At 62.9% G+C, this 25278-nt stretch carries 23 protein-coding genes and 2 pseudogenes; 7 read left to right on the forward strand and 18 right to left on the reverse strand.

The annotated features are described in order from the left end of the window. The first annotated feature begins 3 nt into the window (after nucleotides 1-3). Nucleotides 4-944: pseudogene (locus tag ABIF91_RS04080) on the forward strand (1-phosphofructokinase family hexose kinase). Here the strand turns inward: ABIF91_RS04080 and ABIF91_RS04085 are convergent. Further along, on the reverse strand, nucleotides 931-2061 hold the full coding sequence (locus ABIF91_RS04085; protein ID WP_080659871.1) for an SbmA/BacA-like family transporter: 1131 nt from the start codon (nucleotides 2059-2061) through the stop codon (nucleotides 931-933). The pseudogene ABIF91_RS04080 and the gene ABIF91_RS04085 overlap by 14 nt on opposite strands. 122 nt (nucleotides 2062-2183) lie before the next feature. On the opposite strand from ABIF91_RS04085, the gene ppsA reads away from it, so the two are divergent. Then, nucleotides 2184-4604, forward strand: coding sequence for a phosphoenolpyruvate synthase (gene ppsA / locus ABIF91_RS04090; protein WP_284282791.1), 2421 nt, complete (start codon nucleotides 2184-2186; stop codon nucleotides 4602-4604). A 98-nt stretch (nucleotides 4605-4702) separates the two neighbouring features. Here ppsA and ABIF91_RS04095 read toward each other — a convergent pair whose 3' ends face one another. Continuing rightward, nucleotides 4703-4885: a hypothetical protein gene (locus tag ABIF91_RS04095; protein ID WP_028177085.1), complete on the reverse strand. Its 183-nt coding sequence runs from the start codon at nucleotides 4883-4885 to the stop codon at nucleotides 4703-4705. 25 nt (nucleotides 4886-4910) lie between these two features. Next, nucleotides 4911-5732, reverse strand: coding sequence for a universal stress protein (locus ABIF91_RS04100; RefSeq protein ID WP_035694793.1), 822 nt, complete (start codon nucleotides 5730-5732; stop codon nucleotides 4911-4913). A gap of 155 nt (nucleotides 5733-5887) precedes the next feature. Here ABIF91_RS04100 and ABIF91_RS04105 point away from each other — a divergent pair, with 155 nt between their 5' ends. Continuing rightward, a complete protein-coding gene (locus ABIF91_RS04105) occupies nucleotides 5888-6574 on the forward strand; it encodes a CBS domain-containing protein (protein WP_028177086.1) in 687 nt (228 codons plus the stop codon). A gap of 45 nt (nucleotides 6575-6619) precedes the next feature. Here ABIF91_RS04105 and ABIF91_RS04110 read toward each other — a convergent pair whose 3' ends face one another. The 10 genes from ABIF91_RS04110 to ABIF91_RS04155 all read right to left on the reverse strand — a co-directional run bounded on the left by ABIF91_RS04110 (nucleotide 6620) and on the right by ABIF91_RS04155 (nucleotide 17117). Further along, nucleotides 6620-8374, reverse strand: a complete 1755-nt coding sequence (locus tag ABIF91_RS04110; RefSeq protein WP_245285419.1) for a beta-(1-6) glucans synthase — start codon at nucleotides 8372-8374, stop codon at nucleotides 6620-6622. 325 nt (nucleotides 8375-8699) lie between these two features. Beyond that, nucleotides 8700-9167: a hypothetical protein gene (locus tag ABIF91_RS04115; RefSeq protein WP_035672731.1), complete on the reverse strand. Its 468-nt coding sequence runs from the start codon at nucleotides 9165-9167 to the stop codon at nucleotides 8700-8702. After that, complete coding sequence (locus ABIF91_RS04120) at nucleotides 9151-10065, reverse strand: DUF2950 domain-containing protein (protein WP_035672728.1); 915 nt, start codon at nucleotides 10063-10065, stop codon at nucleotides 9151-9153. The genes ABIF91_RS04115 and ABIF91_RS04120 overlap by 17 nt, the downstream gene beginning before the upstream one ends. Next, nucleotides 10062-11741 carry a DUF3300 domain-containing protein gene (locus ABIF91_RS04125; RefSeq protein ID WP_424579080.1) on the reverse strand — a complete coding sequence of 560 codons (1680 nt, stop codon included), beginning with the start codon at nucleotides 11739-11741 and terminating at the stop codon, nucleotides 10062-10064. Before ABIF91_RS04125 ends, ABIF91_RS04120 begins: the two co-directional genes overlap by 4 nt. 128 nt (nucleotides 11742-11869) lie before the next feature. After that, a complete protein-coding gene (locus ABIF91_RS04130) occupies nucleotides 11870-13753 on the reverse strand; it encodes a sensor histidine kinase (protein ID WP_028177091.1) in 1884 nt (627 codons plus the stop codon). Nucleotides 13754-13848: 95 nt separating this feature from the next. Then, nucleotides 13849-14130 (reverse strand): hypothetical protein, encoded by a 282-nt coding sequence (locus ABIF91_RS04135; protein ID WP_028177092.1) that lies wholly within the window; start codon nucleotides 14128-14130, stop codon nucleotides 13849-13851. After that, nucleotides 14127-14918: a DUF2092 domain-containing protein gene (locus ABIF91_RS04140; protein WP_035672703.1), complete on the reverse strand. Its 792-nt coding sequence runs from the start codon at nucleotides 14916-14918 to the stop codon at nucleotides 14127-14129. Before ABIF91_RS04140 ends, ABIF91_RS04135 begins: the two co-directional genes overlap by 4 nt. An 84-nt stretch (nucleotides 14919-15002) precedes the next feature. Continuing rightward, entirely contained in the window at nucleotides 15003-15419 is a 417-nt protein-coding gene (locus ABIF91_RS04145; RefSeq protein WP_028177094.1) for a hypothetical protein, read from the reverse strand. An 11-nt stretch (nucleotides 15420-15430) separates the two neighbouring features. Then, a complete protein-coding gene (locus tag ABIF91_RS04150; protein WP_028177095.1) occupies nucleotides 15431-16669 on the reverse strand; it encodes an HlyD family secretion protein in 1239 nt (412 codons plus the stop codon). Continuing rightward, a complete protein-coding gene (locus ABIF91_RS04155) occupies nucleotides 16662-17117 on the reverse strand; it encodes a hypothetical protein (RefSeq protein WP_050995086.1) in 456 nt (151 codons plus the stop codon). The genes ABIF91_RS04150 and ABIF91_RS04155 overlap by 8 nt, the downstream gene beginning before the upstream one ends. 149 nt (nucleotides 17118-17266) lie before the next feature. On the opposite strand from ABIF91_RS04155, the gene ABIF91_RS04160 reads away from it, so the two are divergent. Both ABIF91_RS04160 and ppk2 read left to right on the forward strand, forming a co-directional pair. Beyond that, entirely contained in the window at nucleotides 17267-17722 is a 456-nt protein-coding gene (locus tag ABIF91_RS04160; protein ID WP_028177096.1) for a hypothetical protein, read from the forward strand. Between the two features lie 44 nt (nucleotides 17723-17766). Next, on the forward strand, nucleotides 17767-18567 hold the full coding sequence (gene ppk2, locus ABIF91_RS04165) for a polyphosphate kinase 2 (RefSeq protein WP_028177097.1): 801 nt from the start codon (nucleotides 17767-17769) through the stop codon (nucleotides 18565-18567). 209 nt (nucleotides 18568-18776) lie between these two features. Here the strand turns inward: ppk2 and ABIF91_RS04170 are convergent, their stop codons facing one another. The 5 genes and pseudogenes from ABIF91_RS04170 to ABIF91_RS04190 form a co-directional block, all read right to left on the reverse strand. Beyond that, nucleotides 18777-19211 carry a hypothetical protein gene (locus ABIF91_RS04170; RefSeq protein WP_028177098.1) on the reverse strand — a complete coding sequence of 145 codons (435 nt, stop codon included), beginning with the start codon at nucleotides 19209-19211 and terminating at the stop codon, nucleotides 18777-18779. A gap of 33 nt (nucleotides 19212-19244) precedes the next feature. Further along, complete coding sequence (locus ABIF91_RS04175) at nucleotides 19245-19667, reverse strand: hypothetical protein (protein WP_028177099.1); 423 nt, start codon at nucleotides 19665-19667, stop codon at nucleotides 19245-19247. 266 nt (nucleotides 19668-19933) lie between these two features. After that, nucleotides 19934-21063, reverse strand: a protein-coding gene (locus ABIF91_RS04180; protein WP_129557670.1) for an IS3-like element ISRj2 family transposase whose coding sequence is annotated in 2 segments (ribosomal slippage) — nucleotides 19934-20811 and nucleotides 20811-21063 — 1131 coding nt in all. Because the reading frame shifts where the segments join, the coding sequence is not laid out codon by codon here. Between the two features lie 122 nt (nucleotides 21064-21185). After that, nucleotides 21186-22878, reverse strand: a pseudogene (locus ABIF91_RS04185) (SulP family inorganic anion transporter). Continuing rightward, nucleotides 22875-23546 carry a YoaK family protein gene (locus tag ABIF91_RS04190; protein ID WP_028182042.1) on the reverse strand — a complete coding sequence of 224 codons (672 nt, stop codon included), beginning with the start codon at nucleotides 23544-23546 and terminating at the stop codon, nucleotides 22875-22877. The pseudogene ABIF91_RS04185 and the gene ABIF91_RS04190 overlap by 4 nt, the downstream one beginning before the upstream one ends. A 258-nt stretch (nucleotides 23547-23804) precedes the next feature. Here ABIF91_RS04190 and ABIF91_RS04195 point away from each other — a divergent pair, with 258 nt between their 5' ends. Further along, entirely contained in the window at nucleotides 23805-24647 is an 843-nt protein-coding gene (locus ABIF91_RS04195; RefSeq protein ID WP_162131059.1) for an alpha/beta hydrolase family protein, read from the forward strand. A gap of 30 nt (nucleotides 24648-24677) precedes the next feature. After that, entirely contained in the window at nucleotides 24678-25262 is a 585-nt protein-coding gene (locus ABIF91_RS04200; protein WP_028182044.1) for an invasion associated locus B family protein, read from the forward strand. Nucleotides 25263-25278: the final 16 nt, after the last annotated feature.

Raw genomic sequence — 25278 nt, forward strand, 5'->3', positions numbered from 1 at the left:
CCGATGAGCGCGATCCTCACGATCACGCCCAATCCGGCGGTCGACGTGTCGACAGCGGTGGACAGGATCGTTCCTGTCGCCAAGCTGCGCGGCATCGGGCAGCGCCGCGATCCCGGCGGCGGCGGCATCAACGTTGCGCGCGTGGTCAAGCGCCTCGGCGGCAATGCCACCGCGCTCTATCCGGTGGGCGGCCTCACGGGAGACCTGCTGCGTCAGTTGCTGGACAAGGAGGGCGTCGAAAGCCTGACCTTTCCGATCGCGGGCGAGACCCGGCAAGACTTCTTCGTCCGCGAGATCGGCACGGGCCAGCCCTATCGCTTCATCCTGCCAGGGCCGCCTCTTGCCGAGGACGAATGGCAGAGATGCCTTGCCCTGCTGTCGGCGCTGCAGCCGTTTCCCGGCTTCGTGGTTGCCAGCGGAAGCCTGCCGGCAGGCGTGCCCGACGACTTCTATGCAAGGGTCGCAAGGATCGTCAAACAGCGCGGCGCCAAGATGATCCTTGATACCTCGGGTCAGGCCCTCGTTGCTGCGGTGGCGGAAGGGGTCGAACTGGTCAAGCCGAACCTGCGGAGATGCGCGAGCTGGTCGGCCAGGAGCCGTCTGATTCCGCCGAATGGGAAGCTGCTGCCGGAACGCTGGTGCGCAGCGGCAAAGCGGCAATGGTCGCCCTCACGATGGGACATCTCGGCGCCGCGCTGGTGACGAGCGACCGCGTGTGGCGCGCCAAACCTCTGGCGATCGTGCCCGTCGGCGCCGTCGGCGCGGGCGACAGTTTTCTCGGCGCGCTGGTTTACGGGCTGGCATCTGGAGCCAGCCTCGAACACTGCTTTCGACAGGCGGTCGCCGCCGGCGCCGCCGCCCTGCTCAATCCCGGCACAGAACTCTGCCGGCCCGACGACATCAAGCGTCTCGCCGAGCAGGTCATTCTCTCTACGGCAATTTGACCGAGCCGGTCGGAAGCGCCGGGGGCTCTGCCTGCTGCGGCGGCATGTCCCGGTTGAGGCGGTCGAGCGACAGCAGGAGACTGCCGACCCGTTCCAGCGACGACATCCAATCGGCAATACGCCCATAATTGTCGACAATCCAGTTGAACGAGGCCTGCACCAGCGTGAAGGCCGCGGCGGCTTGTGTGAGTTCGCCCAGTGTCATGGCCCCGGAGAGAAATCTCGGCGCGCACAGCACCAGCCCGATGATCGGTGCCAGAAGCGAGTTGCCATGCGACACGATCGTCGTTCGCATCAATTGCCAGCACAGGCGGCGCCACTGGTCTATGGTGGCTCTGAGAGTGCTGCGAAGGTCACGGCAGACTTCCGGCCGTTGTTCTTGCGGCGCGATACCCTCCCCGATATCGCGGAGCCGGTGTGCCGCCGTGATTAACTCCGCTTCCGCCTGATTCTTGATCTGAACCAGCCGGGTCAGCGGCGCCCCGACCGTCATCATCGCAGTGGTCACGATGCCGGAATAGAGCGCCACACCCAAGACAAGGTAGCCCGGAATCCGGACGGAATGACTTCCCACCGGCAGCGCGATGTCGCCACCGACCGTCCAGAGGACCTGAATGAAAATGACCGCGCTGAGCAACGCGGAAACCAGTCCGAGCGCCAGATCGATCGGCGCGTCCGTCGCGATCCTGACGTCCTCGGCGATCCGGTATTCGGGAATCTGTTGCTCGCTCTGCACAGCCGCGAGGCGGGCGTAACGGTCATCCTCGACCCAATAGTCGATCACCTTGCCGGTCAGCCATTCCCGCCATTGTCTCTGCACGGTCATGCGGCCCCAGACCGACGTCACGGCGAGCGTGATGCTCCCGATGCACAAGGGGACGAGCAGGAACGCCTGCCCTTTCAGCCGCGCAGGATCGCGGCTCTCCAGCGCATCGAAGAAGTCACGGTTCCAGTAGTTGAAGCGAAATTGCACGTAGAGCTGGAGGACGACGACCATCACCAACAGCCCGCATAGCACCCATACGCGCCAGGCCGATGCTCCCCGCCAGAAGCCGGAGGCGCTCTGCCAAAATCGCGACTTCGCCCGTGAAGAGCCGTTCTGGTCTGGTTCGATCATCATCAACGTTCACAGCTAAAGCGGGCATGTGCTGCGCACTTGATCTTTCGCAAACCGACGGCGCGGAGATGCGCGAAAGTCGTCGCCGTTCACACCCATCTTGCAGCGCGGGAGAATGCGCGATGGACGCATCGAGCTACATTCGCTGGTTCAGGGACATACGTCTTGCCGACGTGCCGCTGGTCGGAGGCAAGACCGCATCCCTGGGCGAATTGTATTCGGCGCTGACGCCGGAGGGCGTCAAGGTCCCGAACGGCTTTGCGCTGACCGCGGCCGCGTATCGGGACGCCCTGACCGAGGCGGGCGCATGGGACAGGCTCGGCTCCCTTCTCGCCGGTCTGGACAAGCGGCGGATCGCCGATCTTGCCCGCCGCGCCGCCGCCGCGCGCGCGATCGTCTACGCGGCGACCGACCGGGAGGATCTGCGCCATCAGGTCAGACAGGCGTATCGGCAGCTGGAGCAGGAATACGGACGCAACGTCGCGGTCGCGGTCCGCAGCTCGGCCACGGCCGAGGACCTTCCGACCGCAAGCTTTGCCGGTCAGCACGACAGCTTTCTCAACATCCGGGGCGCAGACGGGCTGATGGAGGCCTGCCGCCGCTGCTTTGCTTCACTGTTCACGGATCGTGCGATCTCCTATCGGATCGACAATGGTTTCGATCACTTCAAGGTCGCGCTGTCGGTTGCCGTGATGAAGATGGTCCGCTCAGATATCGCGGCAAGCGGCGTCACCTTCACGCTCGATACCGAGACCGGGTTTCGCGACGTCGTATTCGTGACCGGCGTCTACGGCCTCGGTGAAAATATCGTGCAGGGCGTCGTCGATCCCGATGAATTCTACGTCCACAAGCCGACCTTCAACGCCGGTTTCCGCGCGGTTCTGTCGCGCCGCCTGGGATCCAAGGCAAAGCGGATGGTCTACGGCCGCGGGCACAATGCAACAAGGAACGTTGCAACGCCGGCGAGCGAGCGCCAGCAATTCTGCATCAATGACAACGAGGTCCTGACGCTGGCCGAATGCGCGATGCTCGTCGAGAAGCATTACTCGCAAAAGTCCGGCAAGCCGACCCCGATGGACGTGGAATGGGCCAAGGACGGCAAGGACGGTTCGCTCTACATCATCCAGGCCCGGCCCGAGACGGTCGCCTCGCGGCGGAAGCCGGAGGCGTTCGAGAGCTATGTCCTGAAATCGTCCGGGACGGCGCTGGCCGAAGGCCGTGCCGTCGGGGAAAAGATCGCGGCAGGGCGCATCCGGCTGATCAGGAACGAGCGGGATCTCCAGAAATTCCGCCCAGGCGAGGTGCTTGTCGCGACGGCGACGCGCCCGGACTGGGAGCCCGTCATGAAGCTCGCCGCCGCGATCGTGACCGATCATGGCGGCCGGACCTGCCATGCCGCCATCATCGCACGCGAGCTCGGGGTGCCCGCGGTGGTCGGAACAGGCGGTTTCAGCAAGAGAGCCAAGACGGGCGTGGCGGTGACGGTATCCTGCGCGGAAGGTGATATCGGTCACGTCTTCGAGGGCACCCTACCCTACGAGGTCGAACGGACCGCGACCGAAAGCGTGCAGAAGCCGCGCACCGAAATCATGGTGAACCTCGGCAATCCCGAGGTCGCGTTCAAGACCGCATCCCTGCCGAGCGATGGCGTTGGCCTTGCCCGTATGGAATTCATCATCAACCAGCATATCGGAATCCATCCGATGGCGCTCGCCTGCCCCGACAAGGTGACCTCAGTGCGGGACCGGCGGAAGATCAAGCTGTTGACCGCACGCCACAAGCAGCCGTCCGAGTTCTTCGTCGAGCGGCTTTCGGAGGGCGTCGGCACCATCGCGGCCGCGTTCTATCCCCGGCCGGTGATCGTGCGCCTCTCCGATTTCAAGACCAATGAATATGCGAACCTCCTCGGCGGCGCCGATTTCGAACCTCACGAGGAGAACCCGATGCTCGGCTTTCGGGGCGCCGCACGCTACGCGCACCCCGCCTATGCGCAAGGATTTGCGCTGGAATGCGCTGCATTGAAGCGGGTGCGCGAGGCGATGGGCCTCACCAATCTCAAGATCATGATTCCGTTCTGCCGGCGTGTCGAGGAAGCGCGCAAGGTCATTGCAGCCATGGCAAGTCATGGCCTCAAGCGGGGCGAGAGCGGCCTGGAGATATTCATGATGTGCGAGATCCCGAACAACGTCATCCTGATCGACCAGTTCGCGCAATTGTTCGACGGCTTCTCCATCGGCTCCAATGATCTCACCCAGCTGACGCTCGGCGTCGACCGGGACTCCGAGATCGTCGCCTTCGACTTCGACGAACGCGATCCCGGCATGCTGCAAATGCTGTCGATGGCCGTGCTCGGTGCCAAGCGCAACCGGCGCCACGTCGGCATCTGTGGCGAGGCTCCCGCCAACTATCCGGAGATCGCGAAATATCTGGCTGAGCTCGGGATCGACTCGATCAGCGTGAATCCGTCGAGCGTGTTGCGGACCATTGAGATCGTCCGTGCCGCGGAGCGCGACAGCGGGGAAGGCCGGCGGGCTGCGGGCTAATTTAAGCGCGATGAGTTCAGGACGAGCCATCACCGAGCCTTGGGTTACTGTTTGAGCATGATCTCCGCGCAAACCCGTTCCGCATTTGTAGCGCTGCTTCAGGGGCGCTTGTTCCTGCGATGTACGCCAAGCGCCTCACGCACCTCGTCGTCCTCAAGGGCATCCCTGATCGCGCGGTCGGCCGGCCTGGTCTCCGGTACCGGCGCCTCCCGATCAGGTGCGGGCACCTCCGCCTTTCGCTCGGCCACGCTCTTCTTCGCCGCCTGGCCATCCTTGTCCATTGCACACTCTCCTGGGACGTGGACGTCAGTGCGACATCAGCAGGCAGACCGGAGCGTGTCGCAGAAGGCTCTGCGTCATGCCGCCGAAGACCCACTCGCCCAACCGGCTGTGCCCGTAGCCTCCGGTCACGATGAGGTCGGCGCCGACATCGGCGGCCAGCCGAACGAGGTAGCCCGCGTCAGGCTCCGCCGTATGCACGCGCACCTCGTGCTGGCAGCTCACGCCGTGACGCTGAAGATATCTGGTCACGTCCCGCACCCGGTCTCGCGCCGCATCCTGTTCGCTCGACGTGCAGATTTCGGCGACCGTGACCTGCGAAGCGCGGGTCAGGAACGGCAGCGCGTCCCGAACGGCCAGGCGCGACTCCCGGACATCCTTCCAGCCGACCACGATCCGATCACCCGACAATCGGGTGACGCCGTCCGGCACCGAGAGGATCGGACGGCCCAGCCGCAACATCGCTCCCGCCGCATCGAGATGGCGGGAGTAATTCGGCTTCAGCTGGCTGCGCCGCACCACGACGAGGTCCGCTGCCCTGGACTGCTCGACCAGGAACTCGGTCGGAAAGCCGATCGTCCAGCGCCATTCGACCTTTTCACTCGGCAGGCGAACGATGCGCCTGAACCACGCCTCCTTGTCCGACAGCGTTGCGCGAATGCGCTTGAGATCCTCCTCAGTGGTCTGTTCGATGATCACGCCTTCGGCGACGAACGGTGGATCTATTGCAACGGCCGAGACGCCGAGCAAGGCGGCCTCAAAGCCGCTCGCGACCGTCTCGGCGACGGCAATCTGCCCTTCGTCCTGCTGCTCGGGATCGACGTAGACCATGACGCTGGCAAGAGACATGTCGTTGCTCCATTGCTCGAATGGGACTCTTATGTCGCGTTTCCCGATGGTCCCGTTGACGCAAATCAAGCGGTCCGGCCGCGCTCCTTGATCCCGATCAATCCGGCTGGCCCAAGAGGCGGCAAGATGTTGAAAAGCCAACACGGAGGCCAGCCATGCAAGTACAGGACGTGATGATCGCCCCGGTGGTGACCGTCGGCGGAAATGCAACCGTTCGCGAAGTCGCCAAGATCCTCCTCGAGCGTCGCATCAGCGCAGTGCCGGTCGTCGATGCCGACAACAAGATCCTCGGGATCGTGACCGAAGGCGACCTGATGCATCGAACCGAATCCGGCACCGAGCGGCATTATGCCTGGTGGCTCCGCCTCCTGACCGGCGACGCGCAGATGGCGACTGACTACGTCAAGTCGCACGCAATCAAGGTCGAGGATATCATGACCCGCGAGGTCGTGACTGCCACCCCCGAAACGCCGCTGAGCGACATCGCCATGCTGTTCGAGGAGCGTCAGATCAAGCGTGTGCCGATCGTCAACAAGCAGGGTCAGCTCGTCGGGATCGTCAGCCGGGCCAATCTGCTGCAGGCCATCGCGAGCGCCCGGCCGAAGCTGGAGATTTCACTTTCCGATGCGACCATCAGGAAGAAGTTCCTTGAAGAAATCAAGAAGCAGCCTTGGGCGCATACGTTCAACCTGAACGCAACCGTCCAGAACGGCATCATCGACATCTGGGGCTTCGCGCCATCTGCGGCCGAACGCACAGCCATCCGCGTCGCAGCCGAGGCGATCCCGGGCGTCGTGCTGGTGAATGACCACCTGCTCGAAACTCCGGCTTTCGTTTACTGACGCAGAGGATCGCGTGCTCCGGCTCCGAGGCGACCTTGATGGCGATCAAGAGGCGCGCACCCGCCACAGCGTCGCGGCAAGCAGGAGATAGGCGGCGCAAGTCCACATCGCCTGCCAGTTCGCCGGCCCTTCGTTGAGCCCTACATAGACCGCCGCTCCGACAAACACGCCAGCAAACAACGTCTCCGCCACAGGACGGCTTCCCTTCCCGGGCGGATTGAGCAGCGTCACGGCCGCGAGAGGTAACGCCGCCATGGTGAGAGCCGCAAAAGGAAAGTCGATAAAGCGCGGGTCGAACACAAGCCCGAGCGCAGTGGCCGTACCGATCACCGCCGTTCCGATCAGGGCCAACCCGTGCATGGTCACGAGCATCGACTCCGTCCGATAGCCTTTGGGGCCGAGCAATTCCTGACAACTGGGCAGTGGTCGCCCCGACATCAGGGCGTTGGCACCGAGCACCGGCGAAACCGTGGCGGCCACCAGCAGAGAGCTCCACAGGAGCCAGCCACCCATTCCGATACTTTCAAAGAACACCTTCTGGGCGGCCACGCCAAACAGGATTCCGGCTGTCGTCGCCGATATTGCGACCCCAAACCATGACGCAAGGCCAGCGCGCCCGGGCTTACGACGCGAGGTCAACCACGCCGCGCCGAAGACCAGCGTCGCCAGCGCAATTCCACTGCACATTTGCAGCTTCCAGAGCGGAAAGTTGCTGACGGGGATGCCGGCAGGATATTTGAGCACGCGCTCCTCGCCTCCGAACAGGCCCCATGATCCGCCGACCGTGCCCTCGATCTCTCGCTTCCAGGATTCGTCATAGGCCTCGAACAGGTTGACGCGGAAATGCTCGCGTCGGGCAAGGTCGAGGACCTCCGAGACCACCCGAGCCTGATTGACAGGGGACGGCAACGCCGATTCCCGCATCCGTCCCTGGCTCGGCCAACCTATCTCTCCGATCAGGATTTCCTTGCCCGGAAAAGCCGCCGCGACCTGTCGGCGTATCGCGTCGGCGTGCGCAACAGCGGATTCCGCCGGGATCGGCACGTTCTCCCAATAGGGCAGGATATGAATCGTGACGAAATCGACGACGTCATAGAGCTCACGATTGCTCAACCAGAATTCCCAGACGTCGGCATAGGTCACGGGGACACTGACCTGCGCCTTGACTGCGCGGATCGTGTCGACGAGATCGGATACAGTTATGTCCTTGCGCAGCAGCGTCTCGTTGCCGACCACGAGCGCGATCACGGTCTCGGGATATTCCCTGGCGAGGCGTATCGCCGTCGAAATCTGCGTTCGGTTCTTCTGCTTGTCCTTGTCGAGGAAAATGCCCTGGATGACCTTCAGCCCCGCTCTGGCCGCAAGTTCGGGGATCTGGTCGAGACCAAGATCGTTGGCATAGGTGCGGATGCAGTCGGTTATCTCCGCCAGCTGGGCAAGATCCTCCGCGATCTGCTCACGCGATACCTGCGTCGCAGGCGAAAGTGACGTCTGATGGTTGCGGAATGGAGCGTATGAGATGCACTGGACCTTGTCGTTCGGATCGATAGGTGCGCGCACCAGATGGACTGGAGTCCCCAACCACCACCACACGACGGCGATGGCGCCCAGCGATATCAGGAAGAGCGCGAGCGAAACGCGGACAACATCCCGGGGTCTTCCGGCAGGCGCGACGTGACTGGCTTCCTCGCTTGGCGAGAGCAACAGCCTGGAGAACCAGCTTGCTTTCCGAGGATAGACCAACTGATCACACGTGAGGTGCCGCTTTTCACCTGCCGCGATGTCGCGGACGCGCCACATTGATTCAAGTGCGCGCCTGCGATCGCGACTGCATGAGAAGCAAGGGGATCATGCAATTGAACTTGTTCGACGGTCGCTCCCGAAGGAATTATAGGATCGCTCACGTTTCCACAAGCCGGTTCGTTCATGCCAATTCCGGTGCGGCGAACGCACGGCCCGTAGTGGGATGGGCCCATACGGTGCACAGTAAGGTCCCGAGGATAGTAGACCGGGGCCGGATAGTATGGATATGGGCCCCCATAAGGCCCTCCCACGGCGGCGGATCACGCGTCGGACGACCGATCGAAACAAGACATGACGATTGCCGGGCTGCGATGCGCGCCCGTCATCTCAGCGAGATCGTGATGTGGCTGAGATTGGCGGCGAATTCCACCCCAGCCTTGGGTCCCTGCAGCACCATCGTGACGCCCTTGTCGTTCCGGAGATGGACGCCATTGACGCCGCCGACCAGAGCGGCGCCGCCACCGACAGAACTGTAGGTGCCGGCGAAGTCGCCGATGTGGCGAATTCCTGACGCCCAGCCATCGAGCCGACCGATCGTCGCACCAGCGGTGATGCCCAGGCTGACGCCAGTCATGCGGAACGGATAGTTGCGGCCACGATAGGTCAGAACGCCGCTGCCGGCGCCACCACCGACCAGCAGGCCCGCCTTCACGATCTTGACCCGCACCTGGCCGGACGCCTGGGCAAGCGAAGGCGTCACCGGCACTGAAACTGCCAGAAGCGCCAGCGCCGCCAGACGAATGACGAACGCCCGCCGCGCAGGGCGCATGTGGTCACGGCTTCGCAGCATCGACTTTCTTCCAGGTCTGGTCGGGATCGAACAGCGTGATGCGCCGCGCGACGAACTCCGTCCGCCTGCCGAGGTCCTTCTGGTAGACGGTGCCGGCGTGATTGACCAGGAAGGTCATGACGCCGGAATTTCCGTACTCCGCGGGCCAGGCGATCAACGCGAAGCCGCCGATCATCTTGCCCTTGACCACGTAGTTGAGCGCGCCGCCCGGCGCATCGGACCCCTGCCCCTTGAGGATACGGAAGTAATAGCCGTGATACGGCGCCGGTCTCTCACCAGCCTTGTAGCCTTCGGCCGAGGCCTGTGCCGCCAGCGCGCCAAGCGGGCTCGGGTCGCTGTCGTCCCACCAGAACAACCCATTCTTTTTGCCGGCCGTAGAGACAATGCGTTGCGCGTAGACGCCTGCGCCCTCGCCGCGATCCTTGTCGGCATATTCGTTCTGGGCATCGACATAGGCGAGACAAGTCTGGATCGCATCGAGCTCGTTGCGGCCGATACGGCGACGAAGCACCTCGATGCGTCCTTCGTCGGTGTCGAACTCCCAACCCGTTCTGGTGTTGACGAGTGGAATCGGGAACGGGAAGTCCTCGGGTCCGAGCATCAGCGTGGCCTTCTTGTTGCCCTCCGCCTTGATCGCATGCTTGGAGTCATACATGGAGACGAAGCGCGCACGGATATCGGCATCGGCGACCTCGTCTCCGGACGAGACGATGTCGGCCGCCGATCTGCCGAGGACCTTCAGGATCTCACGCGGACCGCTCTTGACCGCCTCGGCGAGCGCGGACCCCGCCTCCTCAGGCGTCCGGTAGGATTGCTGGGCCAGGCTCGCCGTGCACATCAGCGCAAGCGCCATGACGCTCGGCAAAACAGCGCGACGACATGATTTCAGACCGATCATGGCGCCACCTCGGCCGGGATCGTCGCGCCGGCGGCGAGCCAGTCGCGGTAGGTGCGGAATTTCAGGCCGAGCTTCTCGTAATTGACCCGCAGATACCCGTCGCCGCCGCGCATGACGGCGTTTGGCATGATTTGCTCGACCTCCTGCGCCATGACGCCGACATAAGCCTTGTCGCTGCCGATATAGCTGAAGCGATAGTAGCCGAGCCCATTGCCGAGATGGCCGAGCAGGACGACATCATGCTTCAGCGCGACATCGGAGCGCCGGCCGCCGCCACCGCGGCCGCCTCCTCCGCCGCGGAAGCCGCCGCCACCCCCCATCGACATTCCGGCGCCACCACGGCCGGCCATGCTCGGTCCGCCACCGCCGCGCGGCATGCTCGCCATGCTGGACCGACCGCGCGCCGACGCCGCGGCCGCCGATCGCCCGGACGAGACGTTCATCGCGCCGCCACGATTGCCACCACCGCCGCGGTTTGCCGCACCGCCACCGGCGCGGTTCGCCGCCTTGGCGCGATCGCCGCCACCTTTGGCACGATCGCTTGCACCCTTGGCACGATCGCTTGCACCTTTGGCACGATCGCCGGCACCTTTGGCACGATCGCCTGCGCCCGCGCGATCGCCGCCGCCCGGACGATCTCGCGCACCGGCACCGGCGCGATCCCCTGCTCCCTGACGATCGCCGCGCTCGCCCGCACGGTCACCCGCGCGATCTCCAGCACCCTGACTGGGACGCAGCACCTGATTGCCATCACGGCCGCGGAAATCCATCCGGTCCGACGCGCCGGCCTTGATATTGTTGTTGCCAAAACGCTGCGATACGTTCGCATTGTTGTAGCGCACGCCCTGACGATGTGTCGGATTGTGCTGCCAGCCGGCGTTGATGTTGGTGGCCCGGTGATTGACGTAGACGTTGCGATTGCCCCAATTGCAGCCGCCTCCCCAATAATTGCCCCAGCGTCCGATCGCCCAGGCCGTACCGAACGCGAGACCCGCGGCGACTACGCCGGCGCCGATATACGACGGATATCCGAAGTAATAGGGAGGATATTCCGCGTAGGGCCACGCGCCGTAGACCGTTGCCGGATCATAATACGGCACGTAGATCGCTTCGGGATCCGCCGACTGAATCACGACGACCTGCTTGTTCTCCTGGGTTTGAACGCTGACCTTCTGCTGCTTCGTCGTAACAAGCTTCTTGTTGTCGTAGGCCTTGGTGCGCAGGCGCTGGATCGCGTCCATCACATCCGGCTGCTGGGCGAGGAACGCATCGCCCAGATTCTTGGTCCAATCGATCTTGTCGCTCATCATGGCGAGAACGTCCGCCGTGCTCGCGAGTGCCTTGACACTGTCGTCCCAGGGCTGCTTGTCGACCTCGGTCTTCAATGCATCGCCCTTCAGCGACTTGCGCTCCTTGAGCCATCGGTCTGCCTGGACCAACTCCAGTGGGTAGGTGGAGGCGGCCAGAACGTTTGCGAGCAGATCGTCCGGGTAAAGAGCGATCGGTGCCACGAGCGCCTCGAGCTGCTCGGGCTTCAGCAGTTCCGCGGACGGCGCGGCCGGGCTCGCCGGTTGCATCGCCGGGGCCGCTGGCTTGTCGGACGTCTGCGCGAACGTTGCGACGGGTGTCGCCATAAGCATCATGAGCGCAATCAGGGTCTTGCCGCTACGAAACATCGCATCCTCCATCGTCGAGGCAAGTGTCAGCATCGGTGCACCAAGCCGGCCTTCGTTGACAAAGATCAAAGAAACCACGCGCATGCGATGTGCTGCGATGCGCCCGTCGACAGTTCGGCGACCGACGGTCAATGCACGATGGGGAGCCGGATCGTGAACAGCGCACCGCGCGATGGCTGGTTCTCGGCAGCGATCTTGCCGCCGTGGGCTTCAACGATGGTCCTGACGATGGCAAGGCCCATGCCCATGCCTTGCGGCTTGGTGCTGAAGAACGGATTGAAGATATTCTTCACGTCTGCGGGAGAAATTCCCGGCCCGCTGTCGCCGATCCGGATTTCCGCAAACGCATCGGACTGGGCCGTTGCCACATGGATCTCCCGCTCCGTCGCACCGGCCTGCGAGATCGCGTCGATCGCGTTGATGATCAGGTTGAGAATGACCTGCTGAAGCTGAATGGGATCGCCCTTGACCCGCAGCACGCTGGCGGATGGCGCAAATTTCAGGGCAATTCGGCGCCCATCGCTGACGGCGGACATCAGCCTGATTGCCTCGCCCACCGTGTCGTTGAGGTCGATATTGGCGATCTCGAACGGCGTCTTCTTCAGGATGCTGCGCAGCCTGCGGATCACCTCGCTGGCCCGCTGGTCGTCGCGCCGGATATCAGCGAGAATTTCTCCGATTTCCACCAGATTGGGCGACTCGCTCTTCAACATCAGCTCCGCCGTCTCGGTGTTCGTCAGGATCGACCCCAACGGCTGATTCAGCTCGTGGGCGATCGACGTGGTCAGCTCCCCTGCCGCCGCGTACCGGTTGACGTGGGCCAGCTCCGCAAGACGCTGCCGGGACTCGACCTCAGCCACGAGCCGCCGGCGTCGCTCGTAAAGCAGGCCGCCGATCAGACCCGCCTGGATCAGGATGACGGTGGCGAGCATTGCGATCTGCCAGCGGTACGTCTCCCAAAGGCCCGCCTGCCGAAACAGAACTTCGCTTCCCGCGGGCAGGTCGCTCTCGCTGATGCCCCATCGCTGCATTTCACGCCAATCGTATTTCGGAGGCCCGAACTGGAGGGGCTCGAACTTCATCGTGCCTGGTCTCTCGCCGGCCAGGATGCGGATCACGGCTTCGACTGTCTTCGTCGTGGTCGCGCCGATCGAATGCATCGGGCCGCCGACCGTATAGCCGTTGAAAAACGGCTCCTGGTAGGAAAATATCGGAGCATTGGCGACGGCGCGAAGACTGCGCAGGGCGAGATCGCTTTCATGGACAATGCCGGCCCCGTCGACCGACATCAAGCCCCAGAACAGAACCGTGTGCGGCGGAAGCACCGATGCTCTCTTCAGAATCTCGTCGAACGACAGTTCATTGTACCAGACGAAGGCCACGCGCCCTTCGAAAGGTGCCGTCTCGCGCTTGATCTCGTCGAGCCAGAACTTTTCTAGGCGAGAGGCGCCGATCACGACAGCGATCGTCTTCGTCTCCGGCAGGACCTTGAGGACACTGTTGAAGGCAGCCGTGAAGTTGTTCCGGACGGAGATCACGGTGTCGTTGTCGGTCAAGTCCGAGCGGTTCACCAGCCGCTCTTCGACCACGGTCAGAACCATCGGCGTATCGGGAAAAAGCTGATCGCGATATTTCTGGACAAATCGTGCAGCCGGCGCCCCGATGCTAACAACAACATCTGGGGGGACGCCCGCGTAAAGGGAGCGGAGATAGTTGACGAACGGCTCTTCCGGCCCGGGATTGTTGAACCGTGCCGTCAGCAGGGTGTGCTCCTGGACCTCGAGCGGCCACTGCGCCTGCTGCTCCAGCGCGGCCTTGATGCTCAGCGCATACTCGCTCCATGGGCGAAAGTCTCGCCCGAAAGAATGCAGCAACAAGATCCGTTTGGGCGCGCTGCGCTCGGCACCCATCGCCGGCGCGGAGACGACGACCAGACAGGCGAGCAGGCAAGCGGCGAGACACGCGGCCCGGCCGTACGAGGCGCCTGCAGCACTGGGGACACGTCCGCTCATGCTCTTTTCGGCGGCTACAATGATCGAACGGCTCTCATCAAAGCACAATCCGAGCACGGCCGCACGGAAGAAGCGTCTCGCCCTGGCGGGTCTTGTCAGCAGCGCGTCACGACCCGGCCATAGGCATCGACGACCTGCACGCAGGATGAGCCGTAGTAGGCACCGGCAGCTCCCGCCGCTCCTACGGCGACCGCGCGGCGTGTGGTTCTCCGGGCAACACCGGCATAGCTCATGGGAGTCAAGGGGCGACCGACCCTCGCCTGGGCCTCGGCAAAGAACCTTCCTTCGATGAGGCCATTTGTTTCATTCGAGGACAATCCGGCGCTGAAGGCGGTTACCCCTGCGGCAAACAGGATGACTTTTCGAAGCGCGATCATTTCTTTGCTCCTGTCGGTGTACCAGGGGGAAGCTCGTCGAACTCTGCAATTGCGGCACCCTCCAGATCGACCTTGGTGGCGCCCGCCGGCGCAACGAACGCGAAGACATCGGCGTTCAGAGCGTCAGTCTTCCAATCCTTGATCCGGAGCGTGTATTGCGGCGCGCCGGCGAGTGTCTTGCTGGTGATGACGTATTTGTGCGGCACGGGCTTGGCGCCGGCCTCGATCCAGATCTGCCAGTCCGTATCCGGCGTGCGGAACGCAAGATGCTCGCACTCGACGCCATCGACGACACCCTGCCCGATATGCTTGCCCTCGATGACGGTGGCCATCAACTCGTCGAACGCATTGGAGAGCAGCAGGTCGGCGCCCGGCATCCCGGTGCCGGAACGCACCTGAAGCGCGTCGATCATCTTGTCGATGGTCCCGGGCGCGTCTGCCTGAACATAGCTCTTGGCATTGTTGCCATAGATCGAAATCAGCTTGCCGTCATAGACCAGCTCGACATCGGCATAACCGCCGGTGCGCCTGACCCGGAGCTTGTCCGGGCGACTCATCTTGATTTCGCCGGAGCTCGCGAACTGGATCTTCTGGAGTTCGGGCGTGATGATCTCGATGTCGCTGTCGAAGGACGCGGACAGCGTCTTCTGACCGGCGAGATGGTCCGACATCGACTTGAGAATCCTGGCCGGGTCGTCCGCGTGCGCCTGGACGCAAGGAGCGACCACAACCGTCGCAGCTCCGAGCATCGCGTAGATCTTCCTGTGAACACATCTGTTGGATGTCATGTCTATCCTCCCGGGGATGAACGGCACTTGACGCCTGCGCGCACGCAGTTGCTTGACATGCATCAAGCCTACGCGACCGCTTGCTCAGTTGAACGGGCAGCGATGATAAATGATCTCCATGTCCGCCATCCCCGGAAACAGTCGGGCGATGCTGTTCGCATCGAGCTGCTTCAGGCTGAACTGAACACTGGACAGCATAATGTCCGTTGCGCAGGACGCGACCAGGTTGACATTTGGACCGTCGTCTTTCCGTGCCTTGACCGTGCACCGCGCGAACTTGCCGATCAGTTGCCTGCCATCGACGATGAAGCCGCCGCCGTAGACTTCGGACATGTCCGTGAAGCCGATCCTCCCGCCTTCGCGGGTGAACACCTTGTCGCATTGATCCGCGCTGCTCGCCCAGGCGCCGTTCAGCTCGACGGCCCCCGCGCCGCCGGCTGATGCGAACAAGGCGCCGAGCGATAGCGCCGCTCCCGCGACCAGCGCTCTCACATCGTGCATGCATCTGTTCCTCATCCGAGACCGCCCCCGAACACCAGCGTCTTGAACGGCAGCAGCAAAGCCTGGATGCGCAGCAGCAAGGCATGCACGAACCCGATGCCGTCGATGACATGGAGTGCGATCTTGCGGCCGGTCGACGTCTTGGGGTCGACGATCTCGTCGTGATTGCTGGTGTAGGCATTGACGATGCAGCTGCTGCCGGCCGTCACCCCGTCGAGACCGGCTTTGAAAAGCGGTTCGAGGAACACGAGAATGGTACCGGGTTTGGCAAGGTTCTGCGCCTCGATGAGTTGCTCGCCGGCCCGGAACTGCCCCGCTGCGATGTAGTCCTGAACGGACGTCACCACCAGAGGGACGATCACCCATGGCTTCGAGATGCAGGTCGCCTCGGCGACCATTCCCTCCCGCATGATGCCGGACTCGATCTGGTCGAACCCGGCTTGCAGCTTGGCCTGACCGGCGCCCTCGGGAATGAGAATACCGGCCGGCCGCATCAGCTGATTGACCACGTCGCCGGCGCGAATGAGGAATTGTTCAACGCGTCCGTCGACGCCGGCGCGAACGAAGGTCTTGTCCAGGTCAACCTGAGCCTCAGCCCGCGCGGCTTGAGCGCTCGCCTTCTCCGCCGGCAGGAGCGTCGAGACTCGCAAGACCGCCGACTGCAACGTGGCCGCCGCCGCGTCAATTCCCGCCTGCCGCTGATCGACTATAACCTGCAGCTTCTCGATATCGCGCTGCGGCACGATGCCGGGATTTCGGCGCTGCAGCTCGATCTTGACATCCAATTCGTCCTTTGCCTGCTGATAGTTGGCCTTTGCTTCCCCGAGCTGCGCTTCAGCCTTGACCACGTCGGACTTCGCGGTCTCCAGTGAGGCATCGATTTCCGCGACCTTGCGCGTGGCGGTTTCGAGCGCGGCCCTCTGCTTCGAACTGTCCAGCGTGAACAGAACGTCGCCCTTCTTCACCGCCGCGCTGTAGCCGAAATTGACTTCGACCACGCGCCCCGAGCCCTCGGGCAGGATCGGGACGGTCCGGAACAACAGCGCCGCGTTCCGGGTCGCCGGATGGAAGAAGAAGACGCTCGTGATCAGCGCCACCGTCAGCATCAGGCAGCCGGTGATGCCCCATCTGAGCTCGTACCAGACGGAGAAGAGCGTGATCTCTTTGCCGAACCGCTTGCCCTGCGCGAAACGGCGGTAGAGATAGTCCGGAAGAATCGTCAAGAGTGAGCAGATGGCAAGCTCAAGCATGGCTGGGTACCTTGTTGCCGGATGCCGCCGGATGCAGCTCTTGGGGCCGCGTTTCCGTCGAAGGCGTATCACCGACGGTCACCCGATCGTCGTCGCTCGGCGACGCACCGTCCGCGATCCGCTCGACCGATCCTGCAATGCTGCGCAAGGGCGTCCCGAAATCCGGAAGCTCGATCATCGCAAGCACCAACGCTGCAATCCAATAGAGATGCTCGTGCGTGAACAGCGCGATCAGGCCCAGCACTGCCACAACCTCGAACTGCAACTTCTGCGTCTTGTGAGCCATGCGCTCGGGCAGGCTGTGCAGATACCAGTAAAACAGCCCGACGCTGAAAACTGCGCCGATCAAGAATAGCCCGGTCGCCACCATCAGCCAGTCGGTCTCACCGGGCGCAACAATGTAGAAGGGCAGATGATGCGGGCCCATCGGGTGCAGCTGCTCGCTCAACGTTCCCTCCTGACCGGGACCGCGTGTCCCCTGAATTGCGCCGAGAGTGACGACCCCGGCTCCGAATTGCTTGATTTGCATCAAGGGAATGCACTTCGCCCCGCCTAGCCTCGATCACTGGAACAAACCAGCAATCAGGAGCCGCCGCCATGCCAGGCATTGACGATCTCATCCCCAGTGCAACGCAGATCCGGAAGGAAGCCGCGCTGAAGGAGGCCGAGAAGGCAGAACAATATGTCCGCGTCGCCGCCGCCGCTGAAGCCGAGAAGCTGGCTTTGATCGAGCGGCTGAGCAAACCATCCGGGAAGTCGGAGGAGGAGAAGATCAAGCTCGCCTCGACCGTCATTCAGCGTGCGGTGCGAAACGGCCTCACGGAAGTGCAGGTCTACCGCTTTCCCAACACGCTGTGCACGGACAGGGGACGCGCCATCAACCAGATGGAGCCCGGCTGGGAGAACACGCTGACCGGCATTCCGAAGGAGATCTTCCAGCTCTGGACGGATTATCTGAAGCCGCGCGGCTATCGCATCGCCTACCAGATCATCGATTTCCCGGGTGGCATGCCGGGGGACATCGGCGTGACCATCTCCTGGGGAGACAACTAGCGGTTTCCTGACGCCGTCGCAGCAGACGTTACGAAGAGGGACGCATGGCAAAGAACGAACCTGCGGAACGAATGAAGCGCAAGGATTATGAGAAGCACCTCGAAAAGCTTCAAGTCGAGCTGTGCCAGCTGCAGGACTTCGTGAAGGCGAACAAGCTGCGGGTCATCGTCCTCTTCGAGGGCAGAGACGCCGCCGGCAAGGGCGGCACGATCAAGGCCATCACGGAGAAAGTCAGCCCGCGGGTCTTTCGCGTCGTCGCGCTTCCGGCGCCGTCCGATCGGGAAAAGACACAGCTCTTCTTCCAGCGCTATATGGAGCAGTTTCCCGCCGGCGGTGAGATCGTGATCTTTGACCGGAGCTGGTACAATCGCGCCGGCGTCGAATATGTCATGGGCTTCTGTACGGCCAGGGAGCACGACCGATTTCTAACCCTCTGTCCTCAAATGGAAAAATACGTGATCGACGGCGGAATTATTCTGGTCAAGATCTGGCTCGAGGTCGGAATGGACGAGCAGGAACGCCGTTTCAGGGCCAGGATCGATGATCCAGTACGACAATGGAAGCTGAGCCCGATGGATCTCGAATCCTATCGTCGCTGGTACGATTATTCGCGGGCTCGCGATCTCATGCTCAAGCGGACCAGTACGAAACACGCGCCATGGTACATCATCCGTTCCGACGACAAGCGCCGGGCACGGTTGAACTGCATCGCGCATTTGCTGAAGTCGATCCCCCACAAGCGGATCAAGAAGGACAAGGTCAAGCTGCCGCCACGCTCCGATAAGGGACGTTACAATGACCAGGCGGGCTTGCGCGGAATGAACTTCGTCGCCGAGCGATATTGACCACAGCGAAGCTCAACGAACATCAGGCAACGTCGGTACAGCCGCGCCGATTCTTCGTGGGATTCGGCAATTGCTTCTGATGAACTCGATCGAGGCTCATGAGACGCCATCGCTCGCTCCGGTCGTAAACCGTCAGAAAGATGGATCCATGAAACGCATCCCACCGCGCAGGACGACGGGCCACGCATCGACGCGGCCCGTCGTTCCGCTCATTTGAGGCGAATGGTGACACCGCCCACGGCGGCCGAGACCTCCGCGCCGATTTTCGGGCCGCTCAGCTGCAGGATGACGCCGTTCGCGTTCTGCAGCTGAACCGCGCCGGCCCCCGCGGCAACCGCCCCGCCCGCTCCGCCTACGGCATAGGAGCCTTCGATGGAGGCGGGGCCCCTCAGGTTGAGAGCGCGGCCGACCAGCTTGGTGGTCGAGGCGCCGATCGTGAAGCCCACGCTCATGCCCGACACCGTAAAGGGATATCTCTTGCCCCGAAGCAGCAGAACGCCCTCACCACCCCCGACGCCGACGATGAAGCCGCCCTTGGTGAAGACGACCGCAACCTGGCCGGTCTCGGCCCGTGACGGCGTGCTGAATCCGGCGATGCCGGCGAGGGAGGCGATCAGGGCCGCATAGATAACAGGCTTTCTCATGGTTTTCGTTTCCTCCTGGAGTTTGACGCCAGACTATTGGGCGAGCAGCAGCGCGACGTAGCCGAGCCTGCGTGTCGTATGCGCACCGAAGGTCGGTGGGACCAGCTCGGGCACATCGCCATTGCCATCGTCCTTCGCGTTGCAGTCGTCGGAATGCTGGCGGAAGGATCGCGTCGCCAACGCCTGGGTGTTCCGTGTCGCAAGGGCAAGCGACGATGCCCCATCGCCGGCCGCCGCTGCTCCGCGTAGCGCCCCCATCAATTGCAGGCCGGGATAGCCGTGAAACTCCTCCGTGATCGAGAGATTGGCCAGCGCCGCATCGTATTTCGCGCGGTCGCCGCCGCGGGCCCACGCTTTTGCAGCATCCACCAGATCACGCCAATCGTCGGCCCCTGCACCGGGCCCCGAAAAGAACCGATCAACGTGCTTCTGCGTGGGCTTGGCGTCCTTGGACATAGGTATCTCCCAATTCTTATCGGTTCGCGCGGAAGGTGATGATGGACCGTGGACGGCGGGAGGCCCGCTCCTTTGATCCACGTCAACAGTCGCGAGATATCGGAAACGCGTTGGTGACTTAGAGCTGGCCCCGGTTGTTTGGACAGCGCCCCGCTGGACTTAAGTGGATTCCTGCCGGGTTATGCTGAACGCGGGGCTTTACGGTTTTGTCGTTGCGTCGGGAGGGCGTAGCCCGACCAGAGCGACGACAAAACCGTCGGCGACGGTCATGCGGCCATCACCATAGCTTGCGTGCCGAAGTAAGCCTCGTCGGGCGTGCGCCCGTCAAGGCTCGAGTGAGGGCGTCCCTGATTGTAGAAGGCCAGATACTTGGCAATTGACGCTCGCGCCTCGGACACGCTGTCGTAGGCGCGGAGATATACTTCTTCGTATTTGACCGTGCGCCAGAGCCGCTCGACAAACACGTTGTCGCGCCAGGCGCCCTTGCCGTCCATGCTGATGGCGATCTTCGCGTCCAGCAGCACATCGGTGAACTCGAGGCTGGTGAACTGGCTGCCCTGATCCGTGTTGAAAATCTCGGGCCTGCCGTGCTTCGCCAACGCCTCCTGGACCGCTTCGACGCAGAAGGCCGCCTCCATTGTGATCGAGACGCGATGGGCCAGGACCCGTCGGCTGAACACATCGACGACCGCCGCGAGATAGACGAAGCCACGCCGCATCGGAATGTAGGTGATGTCCATTGCCCACGCATGGTCGGGCCGCTCGATCTTCAATCCGCGCAACAGGTACGGGTAGATCTTGTGACCCGGAGCCGGCTTGCTCGTGTTCGGGCGACGATAGACCGCCTCGATCCCCATGCGCTTCATCAGCGTCGCGATGTGGCGGCGACCGGCGTATACGCCCTCCCGCCGCAGCAACGATCGCAGCATACGCGCTCCCGCGAAGGGATAATCGAGATGCAGCTCATCGAGCCGACGCATCAAGGCAAGGTCCTCGGCCGAAACTGGCCGAGGTTCATAGTAGACCGTGCTGCGAGCCAGCTTCAGGACCTTCGCCTGGCGCACGATAGAAAGATCATGATCGCGGTCGATCATCGCTTTGCGCTCAGCAGGCCCGCCTTGGTGAGCGCGCCGGACAAAAAATCGTTTTCCAACGCCAGCTCGCCGATCTTGGCATGTAACGCCTTCAAATCGACCGGCGTCTCGGCCGATGTCTTGTCATGCCCAAACACGCCGGCGGCGCCTTCCAGGAGCTGGTTTTTCCAGATCGTGATCTGGTTCGGATGAACATCAAACAGTTGCGCCAGCTCCGCCAGTGTCTTGTCGCCTTTGACCGCAGCCAAAGCAACCTTCGCCTTGAATGCCGGAGAATGCGTCCGGCGGCTCTTCTTCGTCATCTTCGCTCCTGATTCGCAGCAAGAATCCTCGCCGCTGTCAGGCAGAAAATCCACTCAAGCTACTGTCCGAATTTGCGGGGCCAGCTCTCTTCCCGCTCGGACGCTTCGCGCTGCAGCAGAGGCTATTTGACTTGAAAGTCGCCGAGGACGCTGTCGAGCGATCGCAGCCACCGCGAACTGTCGGTCTTCTCCGCGAGCCCCTCCGCCTGCAGCAGGTCGCGCAATTGCGCATGAGCGCCCACAATGCAGAAGGCGACGTGACGAGAGGCGAGCTCATCATGGAGATCTCGCAGCATACGCGCGCCAGCCAGATCGATGTAGGGCGATGCGGAGAGGTCGCAGGCCACCAGCTTGATGTCTGACGACTTCCGCAGGGCTTCGAGGACCACCGCCAGGATCGTTTCGGCATTGATGTAGAGGAGCGAGGCTTCGGGACGAAACGCGATGACGCCAACGAGCGGCTCGACGCCGTCGTGCCGGGCGCTGTCGGAATAGCGGCCGGTTCCCGGAAGCCTGCCGAGGAATGCAATGTTCGGATGCGATGCGCGCGCCAGCAGGAGGAAAATCGATGCAATCGACGCAAGCAGGACACCCTGCAGGATGCCGAGCAGCAGAACGGCCACGAGCGCAATCGCCGCAGCATAGAAGTCGAGCCTGCTGACCTTCCACATTCGCAGCAGGGCCCGGACGTCCACCAGCCGATACACTGCGGCAAAGACGATGGCGGCCAAGACGGCCTTTGGCAGATTCGTCAGTAGTCCCGTGAAGAACAGCAGGCACAGCGCCAGCGCAATCGAGCAGAACAGCAAGGCAAGTGGCGTGCGCGCCCCAGCGCTGTCGTTGACAGCCGATTGCGACAGCCCGCCGGCGACGGGATAGCCGTGGCCGCAAGCCGCGGCGAGATTCGCAGCTCCCAACCCCAGGAATTCCTGTCGCACATCCAGTGCGTAGCCATGTTTGGCCGCGAAGCTGCGAGCAGCCGAGACGCCCTCTATGTAGGCCAGCAGCACGCATCCCGCGGCGAGCGGAAAGAGATCGTCGAACTGCAGGAGACCAAACGTCGGCAGCGCCAGCGTCGGCAGTCCCTCGGGGATCTTCCCGGTCACCGGCACGCCGGCGGCCGGCAGGGAGAGCAGTGTGGCAGCGAGGATCGACAGCGCGACGATCGTGATGCCGACCGGCCTTTCCCGGCAAAAACCGTTCGCCGAGCAGCAAAAGCGCGAGCGCCACCGCGCCGATCGCCAGGATGAGAAGGTTGAGATCTCCGAGCTGACCAGCCAGCCGCAACGCGCGATCGAAGAAATTATGCCCACCGCCCGCGACGCCGAACAGGCTCGGCAATTGGCTCATGATGATGGTGAGCCCGGCGCCGGCCTTGAAGCCGACCAGTATGCTGTCGCTGACCAGGCGGACGAGGACGCTGAGCTTGAACAGCCAACAGACGAGGCACAGGACCGCGACCGCAAAAGCCGCAAGGCTGGCGATCTGCGCGTATCGCACTGCGTCCCCGCCGGCGAGCACCCCGACCGTGGAGGCAATCATCAGCGAAATTGCCGAGGTCGGGCCGATCGCGAGCTGCCGCGACGACCCGAGCAGCGCATAGCCGATACCGCCGAGCATGTAGCCATAGATGCCAACCTGCGGCGCCAGGCCGGCGAGCGTCGCATAGGCCAGCGATACGGGAATCGCGTACGCGGCCAGCGTTATTCCGGCCACTGCGTCCGATGCCAGCCATTCGCGGCGATAGACCACAAGCCAGCCGGAGACTGGGAAGAATCGCGACCACCCCGCATGTCGGTCGGACGGCGAGCTCATGCGGGCACCTCGCTCGGGTCGATTTCGCAGCGCAACAGGATGATCAGCAGAGCGGCCACGGGAATGCCAAGCGTGAGATCGGGAATGCCTTTGGTCGCAAAGGCCCCGACAGCCGCGCCCACGCCGAACGCGACGCAAAGCGCGGCAAATATGCCGGAGCGGCGCAGCGGTCCGCCGCCGGATAGAGCTATGTAAACGCCTTCGATGGCTTGGCGCATGTTGCCGGTGATCATCACAGAGCTGTAGGCCACGCCTTCCACCTTGGTGAAGACTGCAGTCTGCATCGCCGCGACGAACGAGATTCCGAGCGTACCGGCGAGATCCGGCAAGCGATTGTGCAGGACGCCAACGGCCACCAGCGACAGGATTTCGACGAGTGTGCTGATGGCACTGGCGCGTTGTCCTGCGACTCCGCGCAGCCACGCCGCGAACAGAATGCCAACTGCAAATGCGAGAATTGGCGGCACGAAATGAAGCGCGTCGTCCCAATTCCCGGTCGAGCCATGGACCCATAGCAGAACGAGGTTTGCCGTTTGGGCATTCGCCATCACGCCATGGATGATCCAGGTGTAGGCGTCGAGATAGCCGCCAACGAAAGCCAGCAGCAGTGCGATCTGCGCCGTCTCGTCGCGGCGCAGCAAAGGACTGGCGGTATTCATCAGGCTCATGTTCGTGACGCGGTTCGTCGCGGGCGCGTTGGACCATCAAGAGTGGTCTCGCTCGCGAAAGGGTTGACTTGGATCAACCATCCCGCCCGCTTGCGTGCCCAGCTCGCCCTGCCGCGAGGCTTCGGGATCCACGACGATGAACGCAGTCAGGGGAATCATTTCAACTGCGCCCGAGATCTTTCTGCTGCTGTCGAGGAGATACGCATGCAATTCTGGCATAGCTCCTTCTATCGATCTCTCCTCAAAGCGGTGCTGCTCATGGCCTGTTTTGTCGATCCTTCGCGCGCGGGTGATCAGGGCACCTCGCATCCGATCCGGGAGGAGATATGGGCGCTGCCCCTGCCGCTCCCGACGTTTGCCTATGTGGTGCGTCCAATCGGCGACGGTCCGTTTCCGCTCGTTATCATGAACCATGGCGTGTCGCTCAATCCGATAGAGCGAAGCTTCTTTCCACTGGTTGAATTTCGCGACGCAGCCAAATGGTTCGCGACGCGCGGGCACCTCGTGGTGGCGCCGGTTGGCACCGGATATGGCGCCTCCGCGATCGACATCCCTGAACGTGCACTCTACGGCCCGTTCATCGCAAAAGTCGGCAAGTGCAGTAATCCCAACTTCCGCTCCGCCGGCATGGCCGTCGCACAGGTCGACCTCTGGATCATCGACTATATGGTTGCGGAGAAGCGCATCGTGCCCAAGGACGTCATCGTTGTCGGGCAATCGGGGGGCGGCTGGGGGTCCATCGCCCTGTCCAGCGTCAATCCGCCGCAAGTCAAGGCGATCATCACCTTTGCGGCCGGCCGCGGCGGCCGTGTCGACGGCAAGCCGAACAATAACTGCGCGCCTGACAAGCTGGTCGAAGCAACCCGTGAGTTCGGTCGCACCTCGCGTGTACCGATGCTCTGGATCTATATCGAAAACGATACGTTCTTCGGCCCCGCATTGTCGAAGCGCATGCACGAGGCTTTCACCGCCTCCGGCGGCAGCGCGGAGTATCACCTGATGCCGCCGTTCGGCAACGAAGGTCACTTCTTCATAGGATCGCCGGACGCAATCCCGATCTGGTCGCCGCTCGTCGTGAAATTTCTGGAGGATCGAAGATAGCCGAAGTTACCCATGTTTGGAGATACGGCCATGATCACCGCGCGCTATTGTCTGTCTGCCTCACTCATTGCAGCCATCGTCACGACAGCGCCGGTTCTGGAGGCGGTCGCGCGGGAAAAGCCGCCGGCGGCCAAGCCTGCCGAAGTCGCTCCCCGGGGCCAGCGCGAGGCAAAGGACATTACATACGGAAGCTGGCGCAAGCGGTGCTTCAAGGCAGGTGCAGCTCCGAGAGTGTGCCGGACCTCGATTACCGGCACCTTTCCCACCGGTCAGATGGCCGTCCGTGTGGACCTGATAGAGCGCGATGGCGACCGCAACGGGCGACTGCAGGTGTTCGTACCCGTCGGCATGTACTTACAGCATCCCGTCAAGCTGACGGTCGACCAAGGACGTTCCTACCGGTTGCCCTACAGCTGGTGCCTCAGCAACGCCTGCATCGCGGCCGATGTCGCGGATCCCAACATCGTCAAAGACATGGAAGCGGGAAAGGCACTCGTGCTGGAAGTGATCGACTCCAATTTGCTGTCGCTGACGACCTCGCTGCCGCTGACGCAGTTCGCATCGGCCCACACAGGCCCCCCGGCGCAGATGCTCGAGCAGGACATCGACGAGTGAAACGACGGCCTACAGC

It is taken from the genome of Bradyrhizobium sp. USDA 241, assembly GCF_049739505.1.
Taxonomy (GTDB): domain Bacteria; phylum Pseudomonadota; class Alphaproteobacteria; order Rhizobiales; family Xanthobacteraceae; genus Bradyrhizobium; species Bradyrhizobium liaoningense.

Bases quoted from the DNA above. Each gene is read 5' to 3' on its own strand.
- ABIF91_RS04085 (WP_080659871.1), bottom strand. From the start codon at position 2,061: ATGATCGAACCAGACCAGAACGGCTCTTCACGGGCGAAGTCGCGATTT.
- ppsA (WP_284282791.1), top strand. From the start codon at position 2,184: ATGGACGCATCGAGCTACATTCGCTGGTTCAGGGACATACGTCTTGCC.
- ABIF91_RS04095 (WP_028177085.1), bottom strand. From the start codon at position 4,885: ATGGACAAGGATGGCCAGGCGGCGAAGAAGAGCGTGGCCGAGCGAAAG.
- ABIF91_RS04100 (WP_035694793.1), bottom strand. From the start codon at position 5,732: ATGTCTCTTGCCAGCGTCATGGTCTACGTCGATCCCGAGCAGCAGGAC.
- ABIF91_RS04105 (WP_028177086.1), top strand. From the start codon at position 5,888: ATGCAAGTACAGGACGTGATGATCGCCCCGGTGGTGACCGTCGGCGGA.
- ABIF91_RS04110 (WP_245285419.1), bottom strand. From the start codon at position 8,374: ATGTGGCGCGTCCGCGACATCGCGGCAGGTGAAAAGCGGCACCTCACG.
- ABIF91_RS04115 (WP_035672731.1), bottom strand. From the start codon at position 9,167: ATGCTGCGAAGCCGTGACCACATGCGCCCTGCGCGGCGGGCGTTCGTC.
- ABIF91_RS04120 (WP_035672728.1), bottom strand. From the start codon at position 10,065: ATGATCGGTCTGAAATCATGTCGTCGCGCTGTTTTGCCGAGCGTCATG.
- ABIF91_RS04125 (WP_424579080.1), bottom strand. From the start codon at position 11,741: ATGTTTCGTAGCGGCAAGACCCTGATTGCGCTCATGATGCTTATGGCG.
- ABIF91_RS04130 (WP_028177091.1), bottom strand. From the start codon at position 13,753: ATGAGCGGACGTGTCCCCAGTGCTGCAGGCGCCTCGTACGGCCGGGCC.
- ABIF91_RS04135 (WP_028177092.1), bottom strand. From the start codon at position 14,130: ATGATCGCGCTTCGAAAAGTCATCCTGTTTGCCGCAGGGGTAACCGCC.
- ABIF91_RS04140 (WP_035672703.1), bottom strand. From the start codon at position 14,918: ATGACATCCAACAGATGTGTTCACAGGAAGATCTACGCGATGCTCGGA.
- ABIF91_RS04145 (WP_028177094.1), bottom strand. From the start codon at position 15,419: ATGCACGATGTGAGAGCGCTGGTCGCGGGAGCGGCGCTATCGCTCGGC.
- ABIF91_RS04150 (WP_028177095.1), bottom strand. From the start codon at position 16,669: ATGCTTGAGCTTGCCATCTGCTCACTCTTGACGATTCTTCCGGACTAT.
- ABIF91_RS04160 (WP_028177096.1), top strand. From the start codon at position 17,267: ATGCCAGGCATTGACGATCTCATCCCCAGTGCAACGCAGATCCGGAAG.
- ppk2 (WP_028177097.1), top strand. From the start codon at position 17,767: ATGGCAAAGAACGAACCTGCGGAACGAATGAAGCGCAAGGATTATGAG.
- ABIF91_RS04170 (WP_028177098.1), bottom strand. From the start codon at position 19,211: ATGAGAAAGCCTGTTATCTATGCGGCCCTGATCGCCTCCCTCGCCGGC.
- ABIF91_RS04175 (WP_028177099.1), bottom strand. From the start codon at position 19,667: ATGTCCAAGGACGCCAAGCCCACGCAGAAGCACGTTGATCGGTTCTTT.
- ABIF91_RS04190 (WP_028182042.1), bottom strand. From the start codon at position 23,546: ATGAGCCTGATGAATACCGCCAGTCCTTTGCTGCGCCGCGACGAGACG.
- ABIF91_RS04195 (WP_162131059.1), top strand. From the start codon at position 23,805: ATGGCCTGTTTTGTCGATCCTTCGCGCGCGGGTGATCAGGGCACCTCG.
- ABIF91_RS04200 (WP_028182044.1), top strand. From the start codon at position 24,678: ATGATCACCGCGCGCTATTGTCTGTCTGCCTCACTCATTGCAGCCATC.